At 45.5% G+C, this 25,348-nt stretch carries 17 protein-coding genes and 1 pseudogene; 10 read left to right on the forward strand and 8 right to left on the reverse strand.

Features of this window, described 5'->3' with window-relative positions; translation table 11 throughout:
• Window positions 1-157 (forward strand): annotated as a pseudogene (locus tag RIG66_RS13840) (IS4 family transposase); the annotation flags it as partial.
• Between the two features lie 93 nt (window positions 158-250).
• Here the strand turns inward: RIG66_RS13840 and RIG66_RS13845 are convergent.
• The 4 genes from RIG66_RS13845 to RIG66_RS13860 form a co-directional block, all read right to left on the reverse strand.
• Window positions 251-976 carry a hypothetical protein gene (locus RIG66_RS13845; protein ID WP_446378883.1) on the reverse strand — a complete coding sequence of 242 codons (726 nt, stop codon included), beginning with the start codon at window positions 974-976 and terminating at the stop codon, window positions 251-253.
• A gap of 127 nt (window positions 977-1,103) precedes the next feature.
• Window positions 1,104-4,151 carry a carboxypeptidase regulatory-like domain-containing protein gene (locus tag RIG66_RS13850; protein ID WP_446378885.1) on the reverse strand — a complete coding sequence of 1,016 codons (3,048 nt, stop codon included), beginning with the start codon at window positions 4,149-4,151 and terminating at the stop codon, window positions 1,104-1,106.
• A 61-nt stretch (window positions 4,152-4,212) separates the two neighbouring features.
• Window positions 4,213-5,046, reverse strand: coding sequence for a P pilus assembly protein, chaperone PapD (locus RIG66_RS13855; protein ID WP_446378887.1), 834 nt, complete (start codon window positions 5,044-5,046; stop codon window positions 4,213-4,215).
• A 138-nt stretch (window positions 5,047-5,184) separates the two neighbouring features.
• Complete coding sequence (locus RIG66_RS13860) at window positions 5,185-5,673, reverse strand: hypothetical protein (protein ID WP_446378889.1); 489 nt, start codon at window positions 5,671-5,673, stop codon at window positions 5,185-5,187.
• A 380-nt stretch (window positions 5,674-6,053) separates the two neighbouring features.
• Here RIG66_RS13860 and RIG66_RS13865 point away from each other — a divergent pair, with 380 nt between their 5' ends.
• Complete coding sequence (locus RIG66_RS13865; RefSeq protein ID WP_446378891.1) at window positions 6,054-6,872, forward strand: hypothetical protein; 819 nt, start codon at window positions 6,054-6,056, stop codon at window positions 6,870-6,872.
• A gap of 76 nt (window positions 6,873-6,948) precedes the next feature.
• On the opposite strand, the gene RIG66_RS13870 is transcribed toward RIG66_RS13865, so the two are convergent.
• On the reverse strand, window positions 6,949-7,575 hold the full coding sequence (locus tag RIG66_RS13870; protein WP_446378893.1) for a hypothetical protein: 627 nt from the start codon (window positions 7,573-7,575) through the stop codon (window positions 6,949-6,951).
• Window positions 7,576-7,837: 262 nt separating this feature from the next.
• On the opposite strand from RIG66_RS13870, the gene RIG66_RS13875 reads away from it, so the two are divergent.
• The 3 genes from RIG66_RS13875 to RIG66_RS13885 all read left to right on the forward strand — a co-directional run bounded on the left by RIG66_RS13875 (window position 7,838) and on the right by RIG66_RS13885 (window position 13,933).
• Complete coding sequence (locus RIG66_RS13875; protein ID WP_446378895.1) at window positions 7,838-8,371, forward strand: DUF928 domain-containing protein; 534 nt, start codon at window positions 7,838-7,840, stop codon at window positions 8,369-8,371.
• Between the two features lie 54 nt (window positions 8,372-8,425).
• Window positions 8,426-11,122, forward strand: a complete 2,697-nt coding sequence (locus RIG66_RS13880) for a WD40 domain-containing protein (protein WP_446378897.1) — start codon at window positions 8,426-8,428, stop codon at window positions 11,120-11,122.
• Between the two features lie 66 nt (window positions 11,123-11,188).
• A complete protein-coding gene (locus RIG66_RS13885) occupies window positions 11,189-13,933 on the forward strand; it encodes a WD40 domain-containing protein (protein ID WP_446378899.1) in 2,745 nt (914 codons plus the stop codon).
• A gap of 350 nt (window positions 13,934-14,283) precedes the next feature.
• Here RIG66_RS13885 and RIG66_RS13890 read toward each other — a convergent pair whose 3' ends face one another.
• A complete protein-coding gene (locus tag RIG66_RS13890) occupies window positions 14,284-15,843 on the reverse strand; it encodes a SagB/ThcOx family dehydrogenase (protein ID WP_446378901.1) in 1,560 nt (519 codons plus the stop codon).
• Window positions 15,844-16,332: 489 nt separating this feature from the next.
• On the opposite strand from RIG66_RS13890, the gene RIG66_RS13895 reads away from it, so the two are divergent.
• The 3 genes from RIG66_RS13895 to RIG66_RS13905 all read left to right on the forward strand — a co-directional run bounded on the left by RIG66_RS13895 (window position 16,333) and on the right by RIG66_RS13905 (window position 18,681).
• Window positions 16,333-16,896 carry a pentapeptide repeat-containing protein gene (locus RIG66_RS13895; protein ID WP_446378903.1) on the forward strand — a complete coding sequence of 188 codons (564 nt, stop codon included), beginning with the start codon at window positions 16,333-16,335 and terminating at the stop codon, window positions 16,894-16,896.
• A gap of 173 nt (window positions 16,897-17,069) precedes the next feature.
• Window positions 17,070-18,239 (forward strand): DNA (cytosine-5-)-methyltransferase, encoded by a 1,170-nt coding sequence (gene dcm / locus RIG66_RS13900; RefSeq protein ID WP_446378905.1) that lies wholly within the window; start codon window positions 17,070-17,072, stop codon window positions 18,237-18,239.
• Window positions 18,214-18,681 carry a nuclear transport factor 2 family protein gene (locus RIG66_RS13905; protein ID WP_446378907.1) on the forward strand — a complete coding sequence of 156 codons (468 nt, stop codon included), beginning with the start codon at window positions 18,214-18,216 and terminating at the stop codon, window positions 18,679-18,681. The genes dcm and RIG66_RS13905 overlap by 26 nt, the downstream gene beginning before the upstream one ends.
• 258 nt (window positions 18,682-18,939) lie before the next feature.
• Here the strand turns inward: RIG66_RS13905 and RIG66_RS13910 are convergent, their stop codons facing one another.
• Window positions 18,940-20,004 carry a potassium channel family protein gene (locus tag RIG66_RS13910; protein WP_446378909.1) on the reverse strand — a complete coding sequence of 355 codons (1,065 nt, stop codon included), beginning with the start codon at window positions 20,002-20,004 and terminating at the stop codon, window positions 18,940-18,942.
• 92 nt (window positions 20,005-20,096) lie between these two features.
• Here RIG66_RS13910 and RIG66_RS13915 point away from each other — a divergent pair, with 92 nt between their 5' ends.
• On the forward strand, window positions 20,097-21,386 hold the full coding sequence (locus tag RIG66_RS13915) for an ABC transporter substrate-binding protein (RefSeq protein WP_446378911.1): 1,290 nt from the start codon (window positions 20,097-20,099) through the stop codon (window positions 21,384-21,386).
• 193 nt (window positions 21,387-21,579) lie between these two features.
• Here the strand turns inward: RIG66_RS13915 and uvrC are convergent, their stop codons facing one another.
• Window positions 21,580-23,868: an excinuclease ABC subunit UvrC gene (gene uvrC, locus RIG66_RS13920; RefSeq protein WP_446378913.1), complete on the reverse strand. Its 2,289-nt coding sequence runs from the start codon at window positions 23,866-23,868 to the stop codon at window positions 21,580-21,582.
• Between the two features lie 163 nt (window positions 23,869-24,031).
• Between uvrC and RIG66_RS13925 the strand changes: the two genes are divergently transcribed.
• A complete protein-coding gene (locus RIG66_RS13925; RefSeq protein WP_446378915.1) occupies window positions 24,032-24,853 on the forward strand; it encodes a protease complex subunit PrcB family protein in 822 nt (273 codons plus the stop codon).
• The last annotated feature ends 495 nt before the right edge of the window (window positions 24,854-25,348 follow it).

Genomic DNA, 25,348 nt, shown 5'->3' on the forward strand with positions numbered 1-25,348 from the left:
ACTGTGGCTGCTTCAAGTACACAAACAAGTCAAGATTGAAAGATTAGCCGCGCTCTTTCCTGTACCCATCCTTTATCAAAGTAGGAGAAAACATCTGCAAAGGTTTTTAGTTCTTCCCAATCTTAGTCTACCCTTAATTTGGTTTCCGATAATTAAACGGGGGAACGATTACCTTATCCAGCGAGGTTGGTATGGGTACAAGATTTACGGTTACGCTACCGTTAATATCCTTGTGAGTGGAAAAAAACGTCTAAATAAATAGCTCTTCAGATGGAATCCCCATTTCTTCGGCTATGGTTTCCGCCCATATCTTCAGTTCCGTCCATTCTGTCTCACTTACCTCAGTCTTTATCAGTTTGAGAGTTGCAAATGTCCATTCATGGTTGATTATTTCTTGAATCCTCAACGCATCTGCACATAGAGTTAACCCAAGTCGTTCCTCTTCCTGACTGGGTGGTGGTGCCAGATGCTGTAATTGTTCCTCTAGCTGCTGCCATTGCTGTGGACTGATTAATTCAGCGATTTGAGGATGAAGTCGTTGCCAACTAACAGGTGAAGACACAGAATGGAAGTGAACTGCTCGATAGAGAATACCCCACCAAGCTTCTAAAGCAGCCCAGAGCCGTTGGTCTATAAAATGACGCTCAACCCAATCTTTAAATTCACTGGCTACTCCAGAAGTCGTTTGCTCTGCTAGTTGTTGTATTGTCTCCCGAATGGCTGGCTCTGGATTTGTCTGTTGCTGTATCGACTCTGAAAGCTGTTCGTGAAGTTGCCCCAGGGAGGCTGAATGCTCAATTAACGCTTCAGGTATACCCATCGCAGGCAGGAGCGGTTTTGCCCACGGCAGTGTCAGTATTTTAGTAGCTTCTAACCAAGCCTTTAGCTGATTCGGTTGGGCTGCTTGAGTTGTGGTTGCAGCTATAGCGGTAATAGCATTAAGGGCGTCAAGATCGATTGAATTAGAATCATTCATTTGAGAGTAGGCAACAGGGAACAGGGAACAGGGAACAGGGAACAGTAAGGATTTGAGACTTTTTAACATGTATTAGCACAGCGGATAGTATTTATGTCTAGGTACTTAGTAAAGGAAAATAGTTAGATTAGCTATCTACAGAGGTGGGCAAATTCAGATTCAGTTCTTGGAAAAATTCCGAACTATTTTTTAGATCAATCGTCTGGGGAAACGCAGGCTGATCGTTGATTTGCAGGCGGTATGTTCCTTGCTGTAATCGTTCTAAATAATACACGCCAGCATCGTTAGTAATGGAAAATGATTGAGTACCAGCATCCGCTTGGATGGCTTCAACTCTCGCCCCACTCACGGGTTGACCTTGGTTATCGGTGACAATTCCCGATATGGTGTAAGACTGAACCAAGGGAATAAGAATCGGTGTATAACTCCCCGCCACTACCTCCACCGCCAAGGCTTCATTAATCACTTGCCAGTCAAAGGGAAAACCCGCCGGATCAAAGTCGAGGCGGTAGGTTCCAGGGGGTAAATTCATGATGATCCGATCCTCTTGGATATCGGCGCGTAATGATCCCAGAGACTGCTGATTCACTAGGAGTAAGGTGGAGTCGGTGTAGTATTTTTCCCCCGGATCAGGTTTACCATTTTGATTGCGGTCAAAGAAGGGTTGAATTAAGAGTCCGCCTTGGGTGCGGAGATAGTCAGTTTTGGTGTCTCTAGGGGTAATTCCTTGCTGGAGATTGAGACTGGAGACGAGGTTTAAGCTGAAGGCGGCGTTATCGGAACTCACGGCTATCCCTTGATATCGCGCTTGTAGGCGTAAACCTGGTAAAATCGAGGTTCCCACTGAGGCGACAATTCCCGAACCGCGAGAACCGATACCATAGCCCAGTTGCGCGTCCCAGAGGGGGTTTCCATCCCCCGATTTTTGGGGGGAACGATAGCGCCAAGTGAGACTCGCTAAATAGTTATGACCATTTTGGTTACGGGTATCATAACCGAGAACCAACGAATGACCCGTACTTAAGTTATCAGAGAAACGATAACCAAGTTCGGATTGGGTGCTAATTTCATTCCCCAATGACCGAAATTCCCATTGATTCAGGCGTTGAATTAGATTCCACCGGAAACGGCTTTGGGTATCAAAGCTGAGACGGGCAAAGGTAAAGGCGTTTTTGTTGCTTAAGGCGAATTGTACACCAGCCGCCGTTGCATCATTGGTGCTGGTATTGGCAAATAGGGTGAAACCCGGTAACACTTGGAAGGTGGCGTTTAACCGTTGGGCGAAGCGATCGCTAGTGAATCGGGCGGTAAAATTAGGCGAGGGTTCAAACAGTACGTTGGCGTTAATATCCCAGTCAGACTCCTCTGTACCACTTAGAACCGAGACGGCGGCTTTTAAGGGAAAGCCTTCTGGCTGAAAAAAGGCTTCTGCTAATCCCCGAAACGATTCGTCGTAAACCGCACCAGCCCCTAATGTCAGGCTATTAGAAACCCCCCAGCGCCCCATCACCCCACCTTGAACGTCGGTAAAATTGCCCAATATTTCTTGATTCAAACCCGACAATTGTCGCCGCCATCCTCCAGAGACAATAACGGCTGTTGATCCGGCGGGGATTTGTCCGGGTACATTGGAAAAAGTGGCGTCTCGAATTTCTGGGGTTTCCGTGAGTCGCCCTTGGGGATAGAGTAAAATACGATAATTATTAAACGATTGACTCTCGAATTCCACATCCTCGAAGCGGTAGACACCTGAAGAATCCACCAGAACTTCTGCGATCGCGTCATCACTTAATCCTCGCACCAAACGCACTAATGTTCCCGGTTCCGCTGTTCCAGAAATCGTGCGTCCGATTTGCGCGGCTTGTAGGCGTTGACGGGGATCAGAACCACCGTAAAGTTGAAGTTGGGGGATAAAACCATTCCGTTGAATCGTGGTGAATCCCCAATAATCCCCTGGACTTTGACTACGCCAGAAAGGGGGTTGAGATCCAATAATATAATCCGCCGCATCCGTTTGGCGTTGAAATCGCGCTTCGGCGAGACTCCAGGTATCAGAGGAGAAGAGTTGGGGTTGATTGGCGCGGATATACCAACTTCCGCCAAAAATACTGCCAACAGCAGATACATTTCCCCGATAGTTGGGTGATTGAGTCGCGGTTCCACTCGCATCAATCCGTTGTTCAACAGCGGAAAGAGAGAACCCAGAGGGGGCAATTCGGGGTAATCCTTCGGTTTGGACAATGACGTCTCGTTTTCCCCTTTGACGCCGTTGATTTAACCAGGGGGCTTGGATGGAAACCGCATAATCAATAATGTCGAATTCGATTTCCACGCCGAATAAGGTTCGCACATCCGCCACGGAAAACACCAAGCCTAGTTCCGGATCAGTCTTGAGTTGACTGGGATTGAGGCGAACGACTTGATTAGGCGATCGCAGTTCGATTTGATTGTCGGGTAAAACGGTGGCGGTTAATTTTAAGGCTTTGACGATGGCGTCATAAGGTAACAACCATTGATCAAAGTTAATCGCATTTTCCCCATTTTCTTGTCCGCGAATTAAGGTGCTAGTAATTACTGGGCGGTTGTTGACTTTGATGCCTACCAGAAAGGAGGAGAAGTCATCAGGAACTTGGGCGATTGAAAATTGAGTTTGCGGAAGGGTTGAGATATCTGGGTTTGGGGGGGGTAATGTGTCAGGTTGGGGTGCGGGTTCCTCGTCAGCGAGTTTTTCGGGTTCCGGTGTTGAATTGGCAGGATTTAAGCTAGGATTTGAATCTGCTGGGGATGGTAAACTATTCGATGTTGAATGATTAGGTTCAGCCGGATAGAGAGTCAAGTCAAGATTGACGGGATTGAATTGAATAGAAGGAGTAGAGGAAGATAATTCGGGTTGTCCTGATTTATTATCAGAGATACTGACTGAAATAGGTTGTCCGAGTTTGGCGGCGTTGGATGGTTCTATCCCTTCGGGCAAAGTCGGTAAATTTGAGTCGGAATATTCGGGTAAGAATAATTCCAGTGAACTCGGAATCGAATAAGACGCAACAGGATTTTGGCTGGGAGAGGCTGGCGTGTTGGCGATTATAAATGGATGTTCGCGAACTTTATCTGCCTTGTCTGGAGTTACGTGGTGTACAATTTCTGGCGGGGAATGGGGCGGTACGGCATGAAACATAGGGCAGATATTAACGTCTGCTGAAAGGGAATGGGATTGACAAGTTGCTCGGATAAATGAGTTAGTTTCTAGGAATCGTTAGATTAACGCTGAAGGGAAGTTGGTTACTATTATCATCACCCCAGATTAATTCTCCAGTGAGTTGGTAGTTACCAGGGGAAAGGGATGATGTGTCAGATTGGAAATTATTTAATATAAGATTGCGATCGCTCTGGGCAACGATAGTACTGGCAGGCAATTCTCCAGTCTTGATAACTGTTTTTCCCTGTTTCAACTCCCAGTTAACACTTGACCGGACAGAAGCATCACCTGTATTCTGAACCAGTAATTGGAGTTTGTTTTCTTTTAAATTAAAGCTAGCACTATTGACAGTTAAATTTGGAGATATATCACCTTTACGAACATAAACAGTTGTTCCCACTCGTGCAGTGATACCAAGTTTTTTACCGCTACCACCCCAGTCTTCATTTAAGGTTTCTGTAAACACCACGGCTCTATACTCTCCATCAGGTAGGCTAGGTGCAAGCAATGCCCTCATCCGTACTCGACGACTAACTCCTGGTGGTACTGTTAATTCTTGTGGAGAAAACTGTAGATAGGAACCAAGGTAGTTGGGGCTAGAGGATAGAGTTTGAAATCCACTATCACGCTCATAAGTAAAAGGCTCAGTATAAATTCTTGCCCGCAAGGGAGTATCGGTAGTATTAATCACATTAATCATGGTTTGTGCCTGACCCCGATTGGCTTCGACTTCCACAACTAACGGAGCAGCACCTAGCTGTGCTTGAGCTGAACCTCCAAAAAGCAAAGTAGCAGATAGCGCCCAACTTCCATACTGAAATGCTTTCCAAGCTACTTGTAGGGGGTTTTTATTTTTTTGAGAAAAAAGTACCATTTTTGCCGTATTCCCGAATTGAGTATTGCTTGAAGTAAAGGGTTTGTTTCCAGGGGAAATAGTCCTGACGTTTGCCTAGAAACAAACCCATTCAATTAGGCGTGCGATGGAATCACTCAAATAAGTAATTCCTTATACTTATAACGGTGTAGCGGTTAAAGTGACACCAAATTGGTAAGTTCCTGCAGGAAGAGTAGATTGATGTGCTGCATCCATATTGACAGTGAGACTGTTAGTACCGAGAGTTAATCCAACTGCAGCGACATCGGTATCATTTAAATTGATATTGGCTCCCAATGCAGTAGTACCCGTAGCAGTCGCTGTTTTTGTTGTGGTAGCATCGTCGTATTCAGCAGGTGCGCTTATCATTACAGGAGCGCTCATCGTTAGATCTGCAGCTCCCTGACAAGTAATGTCAACTGAACCTGCTGTAGCGCCTGTGCTGGTTAGAGTATTGGTTCCAACTGCCTGTATCAGAGTACCATCGACTTTATTTTCAAAGGTGCAGGAATTCGCTATAGTTCCATCAAATAGAACATCTTCCGTTGTCTGAGCTTTTACCGCAGACGTGAATCCAAGAGTACCGCACAAAACTAAAGTAGAAGCGATTAGGGTCTTACGAATCATTGGATTGAGTTCTCCAAAGGATGTGTTTGATTGACAATTCAATCTTATTTAGACCTACCGCCTTAATGAATCGGGCAAATTACGGGAATTAATTTAGCCTGACTGAACTAAAATCCGTGTATGTACGGAGGATGAGTGGATAAAAGTATGAGAATCCTCGCCTAACAGCCACTTTGATAAATCTGAAAACCCTCATCATGCTGAGATTTTAGAGATAGATTAGGACAACAGAGAGTATTATCTGTATTAGCAGCCATTTCTCTGTGACACTTACCGATAAACTTCGAGAAGACTTTTCTCCACCAATGAGGGGTTTGACCCCTTATCCTATAAAATAATTCAGATATGGGGATTATCGAAGATAAGGATGATTTGTCTCTATGAAACAGGCGATGCGCGTGGTACTATCACTATTACCCCTACTGGTGCTTGGCATAAGTCGCGATCGCGCTGAAGCCACGCCGACTCAATGCCGTCAAATTCGCCAGGTACGCCGCCTCGCGATACAACAAGGTTTAGACGACGAAAACCTGGCTACCCTAGAAGCACAATATTGTGACACCGCACAACCCTCAGCAGTAGAAACCATTCCACCGCCAACCGCCAGCCAGGAATGTCTGGATCTCACCATCATGACACGACTAGCGCGACTGTCTGAAGGAAATAACAATCTGGTGCGATTAGTGGAGAGTCAGCAACAATTCGCCTGTGGATTAGCTGATACCTGGGGAAGGGCAATTATTGAATATCCCAATGGACAACGGGCGAAAATCGGTGACAATTGGCAGTATCCCAACGGACAAACAGCCAAATTTGGCGCAATTTGGAACTATCCCAACGGACAAACGGCAAAAGTCGCCTCTCGCTGGTACTATCCCAATGGGGAAATCGCTAAATTTGGCACACGTTGGAGTTACCCGACAGGACAATCAGTAAACTTTGAAAATCTGGTAACCTGGGCGTGCAGTGTCATCAACCGGGATGAATGCGCCTCACGACTATTAGCATTGCGAAATACCAATGATTTTTGGAGTGAAATGGCAACCCTAGAATTAGCTTGGCAAGCTTACAGTCAATCAATTGTCGGGGCGGGTTTAGTCACTCCGATAAGCTTTTCACCTGAAGTGTTGCGGTGGGAGATGCCGCTACCAAAACAATCTGCCCATTTGCCAATTTCACCCACCCTTGCGCTTCAATAATTAATTTGCCGAGGTTTGGCTGAATTGGACATGACAGCTTCTGGATAATGGATGCGATCGCGTCCGTTATCAACCACTATAAACCACTACCCTTGATAGTTGGAACTTTTCCCAGCAATCGAATTAAAGTTATTCCAGTTAACCCTGCAACTAACATCCACGTTACCCCTAAACCTAGAACTTCGCTGAGAAACATCTGGGTAAAGCGGCGCAAAAGTCCACCGACAATCCAACCTACCGCTAAACTGATTGCCCAGTATAGAGTATTGGTAAAAATCCATCCCCAAGCTTTGCTAACATACTGTCGGAGAACCCACCATTGCGCCATTCCCAGGATTAGCCCCAGAGTTGCGCCATCGACGACTCCATAAACCAACCGAGGGAAAAGACGCATCGTTCGGGGAGCAAACCAACCGATGACGCCAAACGAACTCAACCCCATGACTCCCCAACCGAGGAGACTGGCAATAATCCACCACCAGGCGGAGGAAAGGTATCGTCTCAAGACTAGCCATTGGGCGAATCCGATTATCGTCCCGCCAATGATCCCCTCAATCATATTAATATCGGGTCTTTCGCCAATCTCGATCCAAAATAGACTTGCCACAAAACCCAACAGCGTCACCAATAGCCACTGCAACCAGAAGCTACAGCTAGTTTCGATGGGTTTGATTGGGTATTGATAGTTAATGGTTACTGGCACACCAATGACAACGATTCAGAACCGTTCAAAACTGCCTAAGGAGTTCCCTTAGATCTGTAATATATATATTACTAGGTATTACCGCCTCCATTGCCTCTCAAAAGACGAGACAAAACAAGAATTATGAAGATTGTCTTTAAAAAACTCTGGATTTTTTAAAGTTTTGATGAAGATCAGCTTAATTTTATTTTTCTAGATAAAACTTTCAGTTTTCGATTATTATAGGTCTATAAGTGTCAATCAAGATTTCACACATCTACCAATGGATAGATTAAAGTCTTTTAAGTCTTTGAGTCTGGTAACCGGGGTATTCACGACAATCTGGGTCATGGGAATCGGCTGGCAACCACCGCTACAAGCCCAGTCTAATGAAGATGTAAACGTTTTAACTGCCCAACTTTCACCATCGCGCGATCGCGGCGCTGGGTTGCGCGGTGCTGGATGTGGTGAAGTAACGATTACCCCCTTGATGCCCACTAACGATCAGGGGGTTTATTTGGTGGCGCTGAACTCGCCCGCAACACTTTCATGGCAAGTACCGGAAACCACTGTTACCTCCGCCGAATTTCTCCTAGTGGATCAGAGTTGGAATCCAGTGTATCAAACCATGATTGAGATTCCTGAACAAGGCGGTGAGGTTGAAATCACGCTTCCCAATGACCTGCCTCTAGAAATGGAAATAGATCATTACTTCCAGATGGCATTAGTCTGTGATGTAGCTGATCGCACCAAAGATAATGCCATCCAAGGGGCAGTGCAGTTCACCGCCCCCGATGCTTCTATCCCGGAAGAATAACGATCATCACTGAACCCGATTCATAGAACCTAGACACTTCAGGGTGTGCAATTTATGAAAGAAGCCTTTATTTCTTATTCCCGGCGCAATAAGGAATTTGTTCTGAAACTCCGGGAGGCATTTAAAAACGCTAACCGTGAGGTTTGGGTGGATTGGGAAGGCATTCCCCTAACCGCTGATTGGCGACAAGAAATCTATCAAGGAATTGAAGAATCGAATAATATCGTCTTTGTGATTAGCCCGGATTCAGTGGCATCCAAAGAGTGCGGTGTCGAAGTAGACTGTTCCCTAAAACACCATAAGCGAATTCTGCCGATTTTATATTTGGATGTTGACCCAGAGGATATGCATCCAGAGATGGCAAAAGTTCCCTGGATTGATTTTCGCGAAGGGACAAATTTTGAGCGGGCGTTTGCAGAACTGCTGCAAGCCATTGATAACAATAAAGAGGATACCCAAGAACATACGCGCTTGTTAGTGCAAGCCATGGAATGGGAAAAAAAAGAACGCAATACTAGCCTTTTATTACACGGAAGTGAACTGACATCAGGAGAATCCTGGCTGGTATGGAGTTCAGAACAAAAACCTTTTCCTACACCTCTGCATCGGGAATACGTTGGGGTTAGTCGTCAATGGGTCACTCGTCAGGCAAAACGGTCAATTATTGGAGTTAGCGTGGCGCTGGGTGTGTCTACTCTCTTAGGACTTGTCGCGTTCTGGCAATATCAGCGATCGCAAAAACTGTATGTGCAAGCCCAGCAAGAACAGCTTATTGTCCAAAGTACCACCTCCGACGCTTTATTTGTTTCCCAGCAAAAATTTCCTGCCCTCTTAGAATCTCTAGAGGCGGCTAAAACGCTGCAACAAGCCAACTGGGTTAGCCGAGATCCTCAACTTCATTCAACAATTTCCACGGCGTTACTTCAGTCTGTCTATTGGGTGAATCAATCCAACCAATTAGACGGGCATACAAATAAAGTTCGTAGCGTTAGTTTTAGCCCCGACGGTGAACGTATTGCCTCCGCCAGTAGTGACCATACAATTAAACTTTGGCAGCGAGATGGGAGTTTAATCAAAACCCTAGAAGGACACCGCGATCGCGTCCGAGAGGTCAGCTTCAGCCCTGATGGTGAAATGATTGCCTCCGCTAGCCGGGATGGGACGGTAAACCTGTGGACAAAAGATGGGGCGAAGCTACATAGTATTAATGCCCATGATAATGATATTTACCACGTCAGTTTTTCCCCCGATAGCCAAATTATTGCCTCAGCCAGCCAGGATGGGACGGTAAAACTGTGGAGTCGAGAGGGTAAACTCCTCAATTCCTTAACTGGACATAATGCCCCAGTTATCAGTGTCAGCTTCTCGGCTGACGGTCAACAGTTAGCATCGGCTAGCGCTGATCAAACCGTGAAACTCTGGACAATTGAGGGTGAAGAACTACAAACCCTGACAGGACACCAAGGAGAGGTCACAAGTGTGAGTTTTTCCGGGGATGGTCAACTCATCGCCACCGCCAGTCAGGATAAAACGGCGAAACTCTGGACAATTGAGGGAGAAGAACTGCAAACGCTAATCGGTCACAAGGATGGCATCTGGCAGGTGACATTTAGCCCGGATAGTCAACGCCTTGCCACCAGTAGTAAAGACAAAACCATCAAACTCTGGAATCGCGACGGCACTCTCCTCAATACCCTCACCGGACATAGTAGTCAGGTATTTGGTGTAGATTTCAGTCCAGATGGGCAAACTCTAGCATCAGCGAGTGATGACAGAACCGTGAAACTCTGGAAACTTGACAATCCTTTAGTCAAAACCTTACCCAAAGCCGGTATTAGTCCCAGTTTTAGTCCGAATGGGGAGTTAATCGCGATCGCATCCGGAATGGATGTTACCCTTTGGAGTCCAGAGGGCAAAAAATTGAATACTCTATCCGGACATAAAAATTGGGTGGAAAGTGTCAGTTTTTCTCCCGACGGTGAAATCATTGCCTCAGCCAGTGATGACCAAACCGTGAAACTCTGGACAAAAGACGGGAAAGAATTACAGACGCTAAACGGGCATGAGGGAATCGTCTGGACGGTACAATTTTCTCCCGATGGAGAGTATATCGCCTCAGGGAGTCAAGATGGAACCGTAAAACTCTGGAAGCGAAACGGTGAAATGGTGCAGACTCTCGAAGGTCATCAGGGTATGGTCTTAAATGTTAGCTTCAGCCCGGATAGCCAAACTATCGCCTCCGCCAGTCAAGATGGTACCGTGAAACTGTGGCGTCTAGATGGTAGCTTGCTAGAGACGATTGAGGGACATGACGCCGCCGTTGGTAGTGTTAACTTTTCTCCCGATGGTCAAATCATTGCCACCGCCAGTGATGACCAAACCGTGAAACTGTGGACAACTGAGGGCAAATTACTCCAGACTCTGGAAGGACATAGCGATCGCGTCTATCGTGTCACCTTTCGACCCGATGGTCAGTTCCTAGCTACAGCCAGTTTAGACGGTACGGTGAAACTTTGGACAGTCGATGGTACAGAAGTCGTTACCTTGAACGGACATCAAGCAGGAGTAGACCATCTCAGTTTCAGTTCCGATGGCAAAACCCTGGCATCTACGGATAGAAACGACACCATGATTCTCTGGAATTTAGAGTATTTGGATGACCAATTACTCAACAATCTCATCGCATCGGGTTGTAATTGGGCAGGAGACTATCTGCAAACCAACTCGAATTCCCTTTGTAAGAAGTCATAAGTGACTCAGTTGCGAAATATCGTGTTCCCTGTTCCCTGTTCCCTGTTCCCTGACCAATAACAAAACATGGCTGAAATTTTTATTTCCTACTCCTCCCCCGATACAGACGCGATTCAGAGACTCTATGACGCCCTCAACCGGGAGAAACGAGATATTTGGGTGAATTGGGAAGAAAGTCCTCTAACCCAGACCGAAACAGAAATTGAGGCAGCCCACACCTGTATCTTCTTTATTAGTCCCCATGCGATTCAATCGGAACGTTGTACTCAAGAACTGGAGTACGCGATTCAACGCTGCAAACGCATTATCCCAATTGTGCTGCGGGATGATCAACTCAAAGGTGTGCATCCAGAATTAGCTAGACTGAACTGGGTATTCTTCCGCGAAACCGATAATTTTAATGGGTCATTGGAGTCCCTTCTCAAAACCCTGGATACCGATTTAGACCATATTAAAGAACATACCCGCTTACAACAACTGGCGAAAGAGTGGGATAAGAAACAACGCAATAATCACCTTTTACTCCGAGGAAGTGAACTCGAAGCTGCCGAACAATGGTTGACAACCAATGCGGAAATCGAACCCAAACCCACCCAACTTCAGCGAGAGTATATTGATGGGGGACGCAAAGCCAGAACCCGTGGTCAAAGACGACTCCTGGCTGGCGTTAGTGTGGCGTTAGGCGCTTCGGTTATTTTAGGCGGAGTGGCGTTCGTTCAATATTTAAAAGCCGAACGACTGAGGATGCAAGCCTATACCGGGCAGATTATTAGCCACAGTAAAACCGCAGAAGCGTTGTTTGCGTCTGGTCAAGGCTTTGAAGCCCGATTAGCAGCCCTGAAAGCGGGACGTAAACTGCAAAATGCTAACTGGAGTCAAAAGGATACTCAGTTAAACGCCAATGTGATCACCGCCCTACAACAAACGGTGTCTTGGGGTAGAGAACGGAACCAATTAGAGGGTCATACGGACAGAGTATGGGATGTCAGTTATAGTCCCGATGGTGAATGGATTGCTACCGCGAGTAATGACCAAACCGTAAAACTTTGGCGTCCAGATGGTACATTAGTTCGTACCCTCACCGGACACACTCAGCCAGTCCGGGGCGTGAGTTTCTCTCCCGATGGGCAAACCATTGCCAGTGGCAGTTTAGATGGGACGGTTAATCTGTGGAATCAAGAGGGAACCGTGATTAAAACCATCGCCGCCCATGATAATGCGGTTAATAGCGTCAGGTTTAGCCCCGATGGTGAACTCCTCGCCACCGCCAGTGATGACCAAACTGTGAAACTTTGGCAGCCAGATGGCAGGTTGGTGGGTACTCTAGAAGGACATCAGGGTCAAGTTTATGGCGTCAGCTTTAGCCCTGATGGTGAAACCTTGGCGACGGCGAGTTGGGATGGTACGGTAAAGCTTTGGACGCTAGAGGGTGAAGAACTGTTAACCCTGACGGGTCATGAGGCTGGCGTTATCGGGGTTAGCTTTAGTCCCGATGGGCAAACTCTTGCCTCCAGTAGTGATGACCAAACCGTGAAACTCTGGAATCGAGAGGGTAAGCTGCTGACAACGCTAACTGGACATCAGGGTACGGTTTATGGGACGAGCTTTAGTCCAGATGGGCAAACTCTTGTCTCCAGTAGTGATGACCAAACCGTGAAACTCTGGAGTTTAGATGTAGAGACGTTGCATGCAACGTCTCTACAACAGACGCTAACTGGACATCAGGGTACGGTTTATGGGACGAGTTTTAGTCCCGATGGGCAGACTCTGGCGTCGGCGAGTTTAGATAAAAGTGTGAAACTGTGGCAACTGGGTAAACATCAGCTTGTTGATACGCTTCAGGGACATCGGGATTCGGTCAATAGTGTCCGGTTTAGTCCCCAGGGGAATTATTTGGCATCCGCGAGTTCAGACAATACGGTGAAACTCTGGCAAAGTGATGGGAAAGAGTTAGCAACGCTGCAAGAGAATAGCGATCGCGTCTATGATGTGAACGTTAGCCCCGACGGTGAGACGATTGTCACGGTGGGTAATGACAAACGGGTGCGCTTGTGGAACCCAGCGGGGAAACTCCTGAAGACTTTACCAGGGGAAGAAAATCTAGAGGATGGACATCGCGATCGCATAAATCGGGTGAGTTTTTCTCCAGATGGTGAAACCATTGCCACAGCGAGTGAGGATGCAATGATTAAATTATGGAATCGCAACGGAACGCTACTGAAAACCCTCGATGAACATAGTAGTGGCGTCAATGATATTAGTTTCTCCCCCGACGGTGAGATGATGGCTTCAGTTAGTGATGATCTCACCGTGATTTGGGATAAAACTGGCACAGTCCTCTCATCATGGCAGGCACACGAGGAACCGATCAAAGCCGTGAGTTTTTCCCCTGACGGTGAGACAATTGCCACCGCCAGTGAGGATAAAACCGTGCAACTCTGGAATAAAGACGGCGTTTTGCTACAAACCCTAGAAGGTCATGATAATCCAGTTTATGCGGTAGCATTTTCTCCTGACGGTCAAACCATTGCATCCGGAAGTTTAGACGGACAGATCAAACTCTGGCAACGTGATGGCACGCCAATTGTCACCCTTAAAGGGCATCAGGATGAAATCAGAGGGTTGAGTTTCCACCCCGATAAGCAAACGCTGGCATCTGCCAGTTTGGACAACAGCATCATTTTGTGGAATTTGGAGGATGTGAATCAAACGGTTCTGGATAATCTCCTGGTTCGCAGTTGTGACTGGGTAGGGGATTATCTGAAGACTAACCCCAATGTAACAGACCGCGATCGCGCCCTTTGCAATTAATTAGGGGCTGCTGAATAAGTGTTGTGGTGAGGGGGAGCGGGGGAAGCTGGGGAAGCTGGGGGAGCTGGGGGAGCAAGGGTACATTTTCCTTCGCTAGTCGAACATAATATTGTGTAGGGGCGGGTTTAGGGACTTTGTTTTGGCTAGGGATAATAACGTTTGTTCAAAACCCGCCCTGACATGACCCTTCACGTTCATAATAGGTTGTCAAATGACAAATGACATAAGACCAATAACCTCTCGAACATAATATTGTGTAGGGGCGGGTTTAGGGACTTTGTTTTGGCTAGGGATGATAACGTTTGTTCAAAACCCGCCCTGACATGACCCCTCACGTTCATAATAGGTTGTCAACTCCTGGGACGCCCTAGAGTAGTAATATAAAGAACCGCCTCATCGGGAGGAATCCCCAAAACCTCATTCACTTGCTGATCAAAGAACCCGCCAATACCACTCACCCCCAACCTTAAATAAATCGCCGCTAAATTGAGCCGTTGTCCCAAATGTCCCGCATCCAGATGCAGGTAACGATAAGCGCGATCGCCATACTTCGCGACAGCTTTTTTCAAGTCTGCTGTGTGAAAGAGAACCACACTGGCATCCCGCCCTAACTCTTGTCCTAAGCACAAATAATGCAATTCTCGCCGGAAGTTTTTAAAGCGGATTTGCCGCAATTCTTGAGCTTTTGGCGCGTAATAATAGCAGCCTTCATCTAAACCCATCACTCCTGAAATTGCCACAAAGGTTTCAATTAAACTCAGATCCAAATAATCAGGATAACTTTCAAATCCTTGCTCGCTGTAGTGTTGGGGTTGATAGGTGAAATCGAGTAGCAATTTAAGTTCATCTAAGGATAGCGGCGCACCAGTATAAGCGCGAGTTGATCGCCGTTTTAGAATCGTATTTTCCAAGGCTTGAGGCGCATATCCTTCCCTGGTAACACTACCCCATTGAATCGGTGATGTAGTCGTAGAGATTTTGGTGCAGAAGGGAAAATTATACTTGTCTTCACCTACCTTTTCTGACTCTGATTCCCCAGATGGTGGCGATTCGATTTCCTGCTTATCTGTCGGTTCAATTTGCGTCGCTTGATGCAGGTAAGCCAGCAATTCCCCATCAGGAAGTTCGGGATAGTCAAACTGCGTCGCTGACGGTAAAGCAGTAGGCTGAGAGAGGCTGCTTTGTCCCTGGAGTTGATCCGCGAGGGGAACCACTGCGATCGCGCCTTCTTGTTCCGGGTTAAGATAAAGCAGATCATTCACCTTCTGATCGACAAAGCCACCAATCAGATAGGGGCGATACCCCGTTAACGCACCCGCGAGTTCAATATTGCCCAACAAATGACCCGTATCCAGAAATACTCGACGATAGGCACGGTCTTCATAGCGCCAAGCTGAACGATAAAATATAGCGGTGGTGATGATCGCCAGTTCCGTTGTCTCTAAGCTAGGATGCTGTAAACAAGCCTCTTGTAGCCCTGACCAAACCTCGCTATCCCAAAAGCGCACTAGAGAATGGCTAGGACACTGATAGTTATACAGTCCTGGAGCTAATATAGAGGTTCCACTGGAAATTAAATAGACTTCCGCCGGATACAATCCCCCGGCTGAAGGCGCCGCCCTTAAATAAACCGGAGGTCCAATCATGGTTGCCATCTTAGCCGTTAAGCCATAGCTGCACAAGAGCAACCGTGACAACCGCCACCAACTTTTACCGGGTTCCTGGGCGAACGCTTGGGGATCTTCTTTGAGATAGGGCTTCAGATCAATGGTTGTTCCTAGTTTATACTCTTTAAAGGGTATCGGTTGATTGTCCCAGTCTAATCGCTTATTTTTGGACGCGATCGTCTCCGGATCATATTTGGTGCGCTCGTGATAATGTTGGGCGATCGATAATTGTGGGTTTGACATAGTTTTTTCAGGATAGTATTCGATTTGGCTTTTATCTAGAAGTTTTTAATATAGCTATCGTTATCCTAATTCGTATCTGGTATATCTCGTCCCTATGCAGCATGGGTGGGGTAGTTGACTTATGAGTTCATCATTTCCAACTTCGATAATAAAACATTTCTACATAGAACACCAAACCGACTTTCATGATTATAGGATGAAAAAATATCGTCCTTTGGATACCGAGAGACCCAGTTGATTAGCCCGGATTTTGAAGACTTGACTGATACTCTCAAACCAGATTTTATATATCACACAAACTGTTATTTGTCAATTGGGATCAAGCATTAAATATAAATCTTGATAATCCTTAAAAAAAATCAGGAAAAATGTAGCTTTCGCTACAATGCATTACAATTAATACAGGGTTTTCATCATAAATCTATAGTGACCTGATCAGACAGATTAAATTGAGAAGAGGAAGCAGAACCTTCCAAAGTCACAGAGCAGATGGAGAAGATTGGTAGAACAGAGTTACTGACTCAATATGCTAGGGGTAGACGCGACTTCAGTGCAATGGATATCAGTGAGGCGGACTTATTTGAAGCTAATCTACAAGGCATTAATTTGAAGGAATCTAATTTACAAAAAACTTACCTACCTTACTCTAATCTCAGTCAAGCTCAACTGCAACAAGCCAAACTACAAGCGGCTGAGTTGAGCGATACTAAACTATGCCAGAGTAATCTATCTCAGGCAAATTTACAACAAGCGAATCTATCAAGAGCAACATTACGTCATGCCAATTTACGGGGTGCTAATTTAGCCTATACCAACTTGCAAGGGGCTGATTTAGGCAATGCTGATCTAAGAGATGCGAATTTGAATTATGCTAACTTAAACGGTGCTAATTTAACTCAGGCGAATTTAAGTCAAGCTCAGTTAAAAGGAGCAATTTTTTTTCGCAGTCATAATGTTGATTTTTCTAATGCTTATGTCGATTGTTCAACTATTTATCCAGATGGACATCGACATGATTGTAAAGCATCGCCCGGAAATCAATTTCCTGGCTAAAAGCTAAAGTAAGCTAAAGCTTACTATATTTAATGTTCCCAGCCATTTTAGCCTTTTATATAAAAATATAAAAAATCAGCTTAAAAATTATAAATCATCATTAATGTAACAAATAATTGATAATGACTCCAAAGTCTCGAAGAAGTAAGGAATTAAAATTATCTATGTAGCTCATGACTAAGATCCGGTTTATTGATTTATTTGCAGGTATAGGGGGTATACGCCTAGCCTTTGAACAAGCAGCTAACACCTTAAACTATAAAACTGAATGTGTTTTAGCAAGTGAAATCAGTCCAGATTGTCAATGGGTTTACAAAAATAATTTTAACCATGAGGTCTTAGGAGATATCCGAGCAATTAACCAATTACCGTCCCATGACGTTTTATTGGCAGGTTTTCCTTGTCAGTCTTTTTCTTATGCGGGTAAGAAAGCCGGATTTGGAGACACGAGAGGAACATTGTTTTTTGAAATATTGAGATTAATCGATACCTGTAAACCTCAAACCTTGATTTTTGAAAATGTTCGCGGTCTTTATAGTCATGATCGGGGTAGAACTTTAGAAACAATCAAGCATGAACTTAAAAACCGAGGCTATAGCTTTGATACATTTCTCCTAAACAGTGCTAATTTCGGATTACCGCAAAACCGGGTTCGCCTTTACATGGTCGGGATTTTAGGCGCTTCGCCAAAATTTGAGTTAATTTCTGATGTGGGTCCGCCCGATTCCCATTCTTATAATTGTCAACAGCTATCCTTATTTAATCCCTTGAGTAAACCAGTTGCCGTGGCTGATATATTAGAAGATAATCCTGATTCTAAATATGATTGTTCGCCGGAGTTTGTTGAAGCTCTAAAAAGTCGATTAAACAATAATTTGAATCAATTGCATGGTCGGCGGCTGATTGATTATCGTGGTGGAAATTCTCTGCACTCATGGGAACTGGGTTTACGGGGAAACTGTAGTTCGGAAGAAATTGAGTTAATGAACCGTTTTATTTTGAAGCGTCGGAATAAAGCATTCGGTCGTAATCAAGATGGCAAGTTGCTTAGTCGAGAGCAAATCGCTAGCTTTTTTAATCATCCCCATCTGGAACAGGTTCTTGACTCACTCGTGGCTAAAAAATATTTACAAATTGTTGATGGTAAATACAAACCTGTATCAGGGAACTTCTGCTTTGAAGTTTACAAGTTTTTAGATCCCCGGAAAATATCAGTCACGTTGGTTGCTAGCGATGCCAATCGATTAGGAATTTATCACAATGATCGTGTTCGGAGAATAACACCACGAGAAGCCGCACGTCTCCAGGGATTTCCCGATGAGTTACTCTACCTTTACAGGTAGCGCAGTTGCGGCTAATTTGCATTCCTGTTCTAATTTATCGAAGGGTAGTATTATAGCGATGCTCTCACCAGATACCAAACCCATCGAATCAACGATTTCAGAACTGATCCAACGGCAAGCCCAAGCTTGGGAAACGGCGGATTCAGATAAACTTATCGCTGATTTTGCCGAAGATAGTGTATTTATTGTCCCTGGTTCTCGATTCAGGGGTAAACAGCAAATAAAAGCAGCCGCAGACGATTATTTTGCTCAAGTTACAGAAACTAAAATTACCATTAATGCCATAATTTTTCAGGGAAATAAAGGAGCTGTAGAATGGATTTGGCGTCAACGGAACAAAGAAACAGGTGAACTGTCAAAAGTTGAGGATGCCATTATCTTTGAACTTGACCAAAGAAAGATTACATACTGGCGAGAATACATGGATAATAAATCTCAGTAGTCGGAGTTTCATTAAAATTAACGGTTGAGAACAGGGATCAGGTAACAGGGAACTGGCAACTGGGAACAGTAAGGATTTGAGACTTCTTAACATTTGCTAGTACAGCGTACAGAATTTATCCAGGTACTTAAAGAATGACGAATGACGAATGACGAATGACAAATGACGAATGACGAATGACAAATGACAAATGACAAATGACGAATGACGAATGACGAATGACAATCCCCGCCGTTAACTGTTATTGTACCGACCTACTTAACCATGCTTAGGTCGTCGTACCCAGTGAGAACGCAGGGGACTGAGGACACGGTTAAGTAGGCGAATTTGTTCGGCTGTCCCCATACAGATGAGTACATCTCCAGATAGTAGGGAGGTTTCACCATTAGGTCCAGCAATCAGATTGCCATCGGCGCGGCGAATTGCCAAAACTAATGCCCCGGTTTGCGATCGCAAATGGGCTTCCCGTAGGGTTTTTCCAATAAAAGGACAGCTTGAGGGGTCAAGCAGAAACTCTTCCATGTAAAATGAACGATCAGCCCCGGTGATAATCCCATCTACAAAGTCCATCACCTGGGGTCTCAAGGCAGCCGATGCCATGCGCTTACCCCCGGTGATGTAGGGAGATACCACCGCATCTGCACCCGCACGTTGAAGCTTTTTCACGGCGTCTTCAGAACTCGCCCGGGCGATGGCGCGGATTTTGGGATTGAGGGTTTTGGCAGAGAGGATGGTATACAGATTTTCTGCATCAGAGGGTAACGCCGCCACCAAACAAATTGCCTTGTCGATACTCACCGCCTGTAGAGTATTATCCAAAGTAGCATCCCCTTGGACAACAATGTAACCCAACTCCCGTGCCTCTTCTACCTGATCCGCTTGAGAGTCGATGATGACAAACGGAATCCCCTCAGCCTTAAATTCTAGGGCAATCTGACGCCCTGTACGACCAAAGCCGCAGAGGATATAGTGGTTGGTTAAGGTATCAATCAAGCGTCGTCGTTGCCTCAGTCGAATTCCTTGTTGAAAGTACCCTTGAATCAGGGCTTCTGTAAAGCGATTGACAATATAACCAATGGCGATAAGACCCATTAAAATCAGGGAAATGGTGAACAAGCGTCCGCGATCGCCCAGAGGATTCGTCTCGCCATAACCAACGGTTGCCAGAGTAATGATCGTCATGTAGGCAGCATCTGACCATGACCACCCTTCCACCAGTTTGTACCATAGCGTACCAATGAGAGCGACTCCCAAGAGGGCAAGCCCACCACCAATCAGTTCTTTCCGCAAACGTTGATATTTCTCTTCTAGGGTTGAGTACACGCAGATGAATGATTGATAACTGTTCCCATCATTAAGCTATTTTCACAGTAAAATAAAATTTTTGCATTGCGTCCCTGGAGTAGAAAGAACGGATGTTCATCCCAAAAATCGGAAAGCTGACCTGTTTATGCCTGAGTTTATTGATCCTGTTAACCGCTTGCAATCTTCCAGGAGAACAGTCAAGCAAAACCGTGACACTCATGGGTACGCTAACCGGGAAAGGAATTCAAGAAGTGCAACAAGTGGTAGCCCCCTTTACTGAGGCGACGGGGATAAAGGTGAAGTATGAGGGAACGGATGCATTCACCACTGTGTTACCGGTGCGGGTTGACGCCGGAAATCCACCGGATCTCGCCCTGTTCCCGCAGCTTGGTTTAATGGCAGACTTTGCCAGAGATGGGAAACTGATACCCATTGAGCAAATTTTGTCACCCGCGCAATTGTCAGAAGCCTTTTCTCAGAACTGGCTCAACTTAGCCCGTGTTGATGATACCCTCTACGGTATCTGGTATCGAATCTACCTGAAAAGTTTGGTCTGGTATAGCCCAGCCGCCTTTGCCGAAAAGGGGTATCAAATCCCCACCACCTGGGATGAAATGATGGCATTATCTGACCAAATTGTGGCAGATGGGGGCGTTCCGTGGTGTATTGGTTTCGGCAGTGGTGAGGCAACGGGTTGGGCTGGCACAGACTGGATCGAGGATATCATGCTGCGAACCGTGGAACCCCAGGTTTATGATCAATGGGTGAACCACGAAATTCCCTTCACTCATCCAGCCGTTAAAAATGCCTTTGAAAAATTTGGTACGATTGCCTTAAATCCTGACTATGTGGTCGGGGGTAAAACGGGTATTCAGAGTATTTTCTTTGGGGATTCACCTAAGCCACTTTTCGAGCAACCGCCTGGATGTTATATGCATCACCAAGCCACGTTTATTTCCTCATTTTTTCCCGATGATGTGATGTTGGGAGAAGATGTTGATATTTTTATACTTCCCAGTATTGATCCAGATTTAGGTGTGCCGTTGTTAGTGGGGGGGCAAATCATCGGTATGTTTAATGATACCCCAGAGGCACGGCAGTTAATGGAGTATTTGATTTCTGTGGAACCCCATGAAATTTTAGCCGGAATCAAAGGGTCAATCTCACCCCACAAACAGGTGAGTTTAGAGATTTACCCAGATGTGGTGACTAAACGTCAAGCTAAACTCTTATTATCTGACGATGAACTCATCCGCTACGACGCTTCTGATCTGCTTCCTGGAGCCGTAGGCACGGGGACATTCTGGACAGGTATTATAGATTATGTTTCCGGGCAAGATTTGGATCGGATTTTGCAGACTATTGAGGCAAGTTTGTCGGATTCAAAAGTTGGTAAGTAGGGGCGGCTGAATAAGTCTTGTGGTGGGGAGAGGCAACACCTCGACTCCGCTCAGTGTTGACGCTGAGCGGAGTCGAAGCGTCAATTTTTCCCTACACCCTACACCCTACACCCTACACCCTACACCCTACACCCTACACCCTACACCCAGTAGTACCCTCAAGTCTCTTGTCACCCCCTCAGGGATTTAATTCTCATGGGTGGAAATAGGTATAAATATCTTCGGCTAAACGCGAACCAATTCCCGGAACTTCAGCAAGCTGTTGTACCGATGCTTCTCGAATATAATCAATGGAACGAAAATGTGCCAATAACTGTTTTTGACGGGCAAATCCTAATCCGGAAATCTCATCTAAGCGAGAACGGCGTAATGTATCACTGCGTTGCTGGCGATGGAAACTTACGGCGAAACGGTGCGCCTCATCGCGTAAACGCCGTAATAATTGCACCCCCGGTTGTTCAGCGTCGGTGGGGAGGGGAAAGGATTCACCGGGGAGAAAAATTTCCTCCCGTTGCTTGGCTAAACTCACCACTCGGACTTTATCCAACAGGTTCATATCCTGTAATACCGCAACCACGGCGGAGAGTTGTCCTTTACCACCATCAATCATAATTAAATCCGGGAAATCATTAGAGATTTTTTGTTCCCTGGAAAGGGCGGGTTTAGTTAGGTTATCGGTTTGTGACGAAATGGTATCAGTCAAACCCGCCCCTACATTGGGGTTTCCCTGATGGTTGGGAAGGGCGGGTTTAGTTAAGTTATCGGTTTGTGGCGAAATGTTATCTGTTAAACCCGCCCCTACATCGGGGTTTCCCTGGTGGTTGGAAAGGGCGGGTTTAGTTAAGTTATCGGTTTGTGGCGAAATGGTATCCGTTAAACCCGCCCCTACATCGGGGTTTCCCTGGTGGTTGGAAAGGGCGGGTTTAGTTATGTTATCGGTTTGTGGCGAAATGGTATCAGTCAAACCCGCCCCTACATCGGGGTTTCCCTGGTGGTTGGAAAGGGCGGGTTTAGTTAAGTTATCGGTTTGTGGCGAAATGGTATCCGTTAAACCCGCCCCTACGTCTTTATATTTGCGAAAACGGCGACGAATGACTTCGGCTAAACTGGCAAAATCATCGGAATGACCAATGGTTACTGTAGGATTTTTTATCTTATAGTGACGATAATGTTGCTTGGCTGGCGTTCCATTAATAAACACCACCTGAGACGCTACCGGATTCGCCCCCTGAATGTGAGAAATATCATACCCTTCAATCCGATGGGGTAAATCCGGTAAATCCAAAATTGCGGCTAAATCCTGCATCGCTTGGCTATTGCGGTCAGCGAATTTCTGCGTCCGTTCTAACTCATACTTCGCATTCCGTTCCACCATTTCAATTAATTCGGCTTTGGTTTGGCGTTGGGGAACGATAATTGTCACTTTTCGCCCTTTCCGTTCACTTAACCATTCTGCCAATAACTCGGTATCGGTTAACTCATGCTGGACTAGAATTTCACTGGGAATTTCTACCGCGTCAACGGTTTGATAATGGTCTTCTAATACTCGTTGTAAAATTGCCCCTAGTTCAATTCCCCCTGATGGAACTTCAGCAAAAAATCCCAATCGCCCCACCAACCGACCGGCACGAATCTGGAATAATTGAATACAAGCATGATGGGCATCTGCCGAAAGCGCGATCGCATCCCGTGATACGGTATCATCCGGTAGGGCGACTTTTTGATCCGCACTGAGGGCGTTTAACCCTTTAATCTGATCCCGAATTTTCGCGGCTAACTCAAAGTTCAGCGATTCCGCCGCTTGTTCCATATTTTTGGATAGAATATCAATCAGTTCCCCCGTTCGTCCCTGAAACACCATCGCCATTTTTTGCACCATCTGGCGATACTCCTGGGGGGAAATTAGCTGTTGACAAACCCCAGGACAACGCCCAATATCATAGTTAAGACAAGGGCGGTCTTTAAACAGGGGACGAGGGCGCTGGCGTTGGGGGAAAATCTGCTTGAGTAGGTGTAATGTACTTCGCAGCAAGCCGACATCGACGTAGGGACCATAATAGCGATCCTTTTCCTTTCTCAGGTTCCGCTTACGGGTAATAAAGATACGCGGATAGTCTTCTGACCAAGTAATACAAATATAGGGATATTTCTTATCATCTTTGAGCAGTACATTAAAATACGGCTGATGCTGCTTGACTAAATTCGCTTCTAATGCTAGGGCTTCGGCTTCCGTATCGGTAACAATAAACTCAATCTCCGCCACCTGACGCACCATCATGGCGATACGGGGACTCAGGGGTTGGGTGTTACGGAAATAGGAACGAACGCGCGATCGCAGCTTCTTTGATTTACCAATATAGAGGATGCGATCGCTCCCGTCACGCATTAGATAAACCCCAGGTTCAGTCGGGATTTCTTTCAGGCGACGTTCTAGGCGATCGGGATTATTGACTAGAGGGGTTACTTTAGCCGAGGATATCACAGATACTGATCATCTCGCTTACTCATCTTATCTCTATGATAAAACCTTTTTTTAATTCATGAGACTTGGAACATTTCATTAGGACAAGAGGTCAAAGGGGAAGTCTGACAATTCAAATGCTTAATCTTTTAAGATCTTGTCACAACTATTAGGAGTTTTATCAATGAAAAAACTACTCATGATTGCCGCCAGCCTATTTATCATATCAGCAGAATCGGCTCAAGCTTGTAGTTGTATGCGAGCTACCCCTGAACAACATTTTGAATCGGCTAATGCTGTCTTTTCCGGTCGAGTCGTTAATGTAATCACTCCTCGTCGGACTCACCAACGTCCCCAATTCTCGTTTCCGCAAAAACGAGTCATGTTTGAAGTGTCCGAAGTTTGGAAAGGACAAGAAAGACGCCGATTAATGGTGATGACATCCGATTCCAGTGCGAGTTGCGGTTTCAATTTTACTGAAGGAGAATCTTACCTCGTCTATGCCTCACGTTCAGATAATCGCTTAACCACATCCCTGTGTAGTGGCACAAAACTATTAAGCCAAGCCCAAGAGGATTTAAGGATGTTAGAAGACCCAGAAAGCCCATCCAATACTGTTGCGTTTAACACCTTAGAAAAAAGCTGGAATAGTGGACTAGAAGAACCCTTTAAGACAATAATTCACGATCAAGCGACATGGGAGCAATTCTGGGCGAATCTTCATTCAATTGATAGACCAACACCATCAGTACCTGAAGTTGACTTTACTGAAAACATGGTGATTGGAGTTGGACTAGGGAATAAACCTAGTGGTGGCTATAGTGTTGAAATTAAAGATATTATCATGAAGGATGATAAACTGGTGATTAACGCTGTAGAACAGCAACCGGGACGGAACTGTGGCACAACAATGGCAATCACTCAACCTTATCACTTAGTTACGGTAGAACAATCAGATTTGCCCGTTCAATTTAATCGTAAAACTGAAATAGTGAACTGTGAGTAATGTTAAGAAAGGAAACAGGGAACAGGGAACGGTTTTGGTCTGGTGGGTTACGGCGGATAGAACATTTAACGGTTATTTCTTTGATTAAATATCCGCCTAACTCACCCTACAATTACTGTGAGTAATGTCAAGAAAGGGAAGAGGAAATGGGAAACGGTTTTTCCATGACTTAAACACCATTACTCTGCTGTATCAGTCAAAAATTGTATTCGGTTTGCTGATATCCAGATTTCTGACGAAAAACTCTGCGTACCTCTGCGTTTACCTCTGCGTTAAAAAAATTCCACGCTACCGGACTTAATGTCAAATAGAGAAGGGCTGAAGGGGTGACAAGCAGCTCAAAAGCTCGGCAGGCAAAGCATTTCACCCCTCTTTCCCTTAAAAAGATGTCAGCTTATTGACAGGTTTATTGATAATGAAAAAGGGAATGAGAATGATAATCACCTGCTTTTCTGAGTATCTTGGTTGTCTTTTTCGGACAAAAAATTAATTTGC

Origin of the sequence: Coleofasciculus sp. E2-BRE-01 (assembly GCF_040221695.1) — a bacterium.
GTDB lineage: Bacteria > Cyanobacteriota > Cyanobacteriia > Cyanobacteriales > Coleofasciculaceae > Coleofasciculus.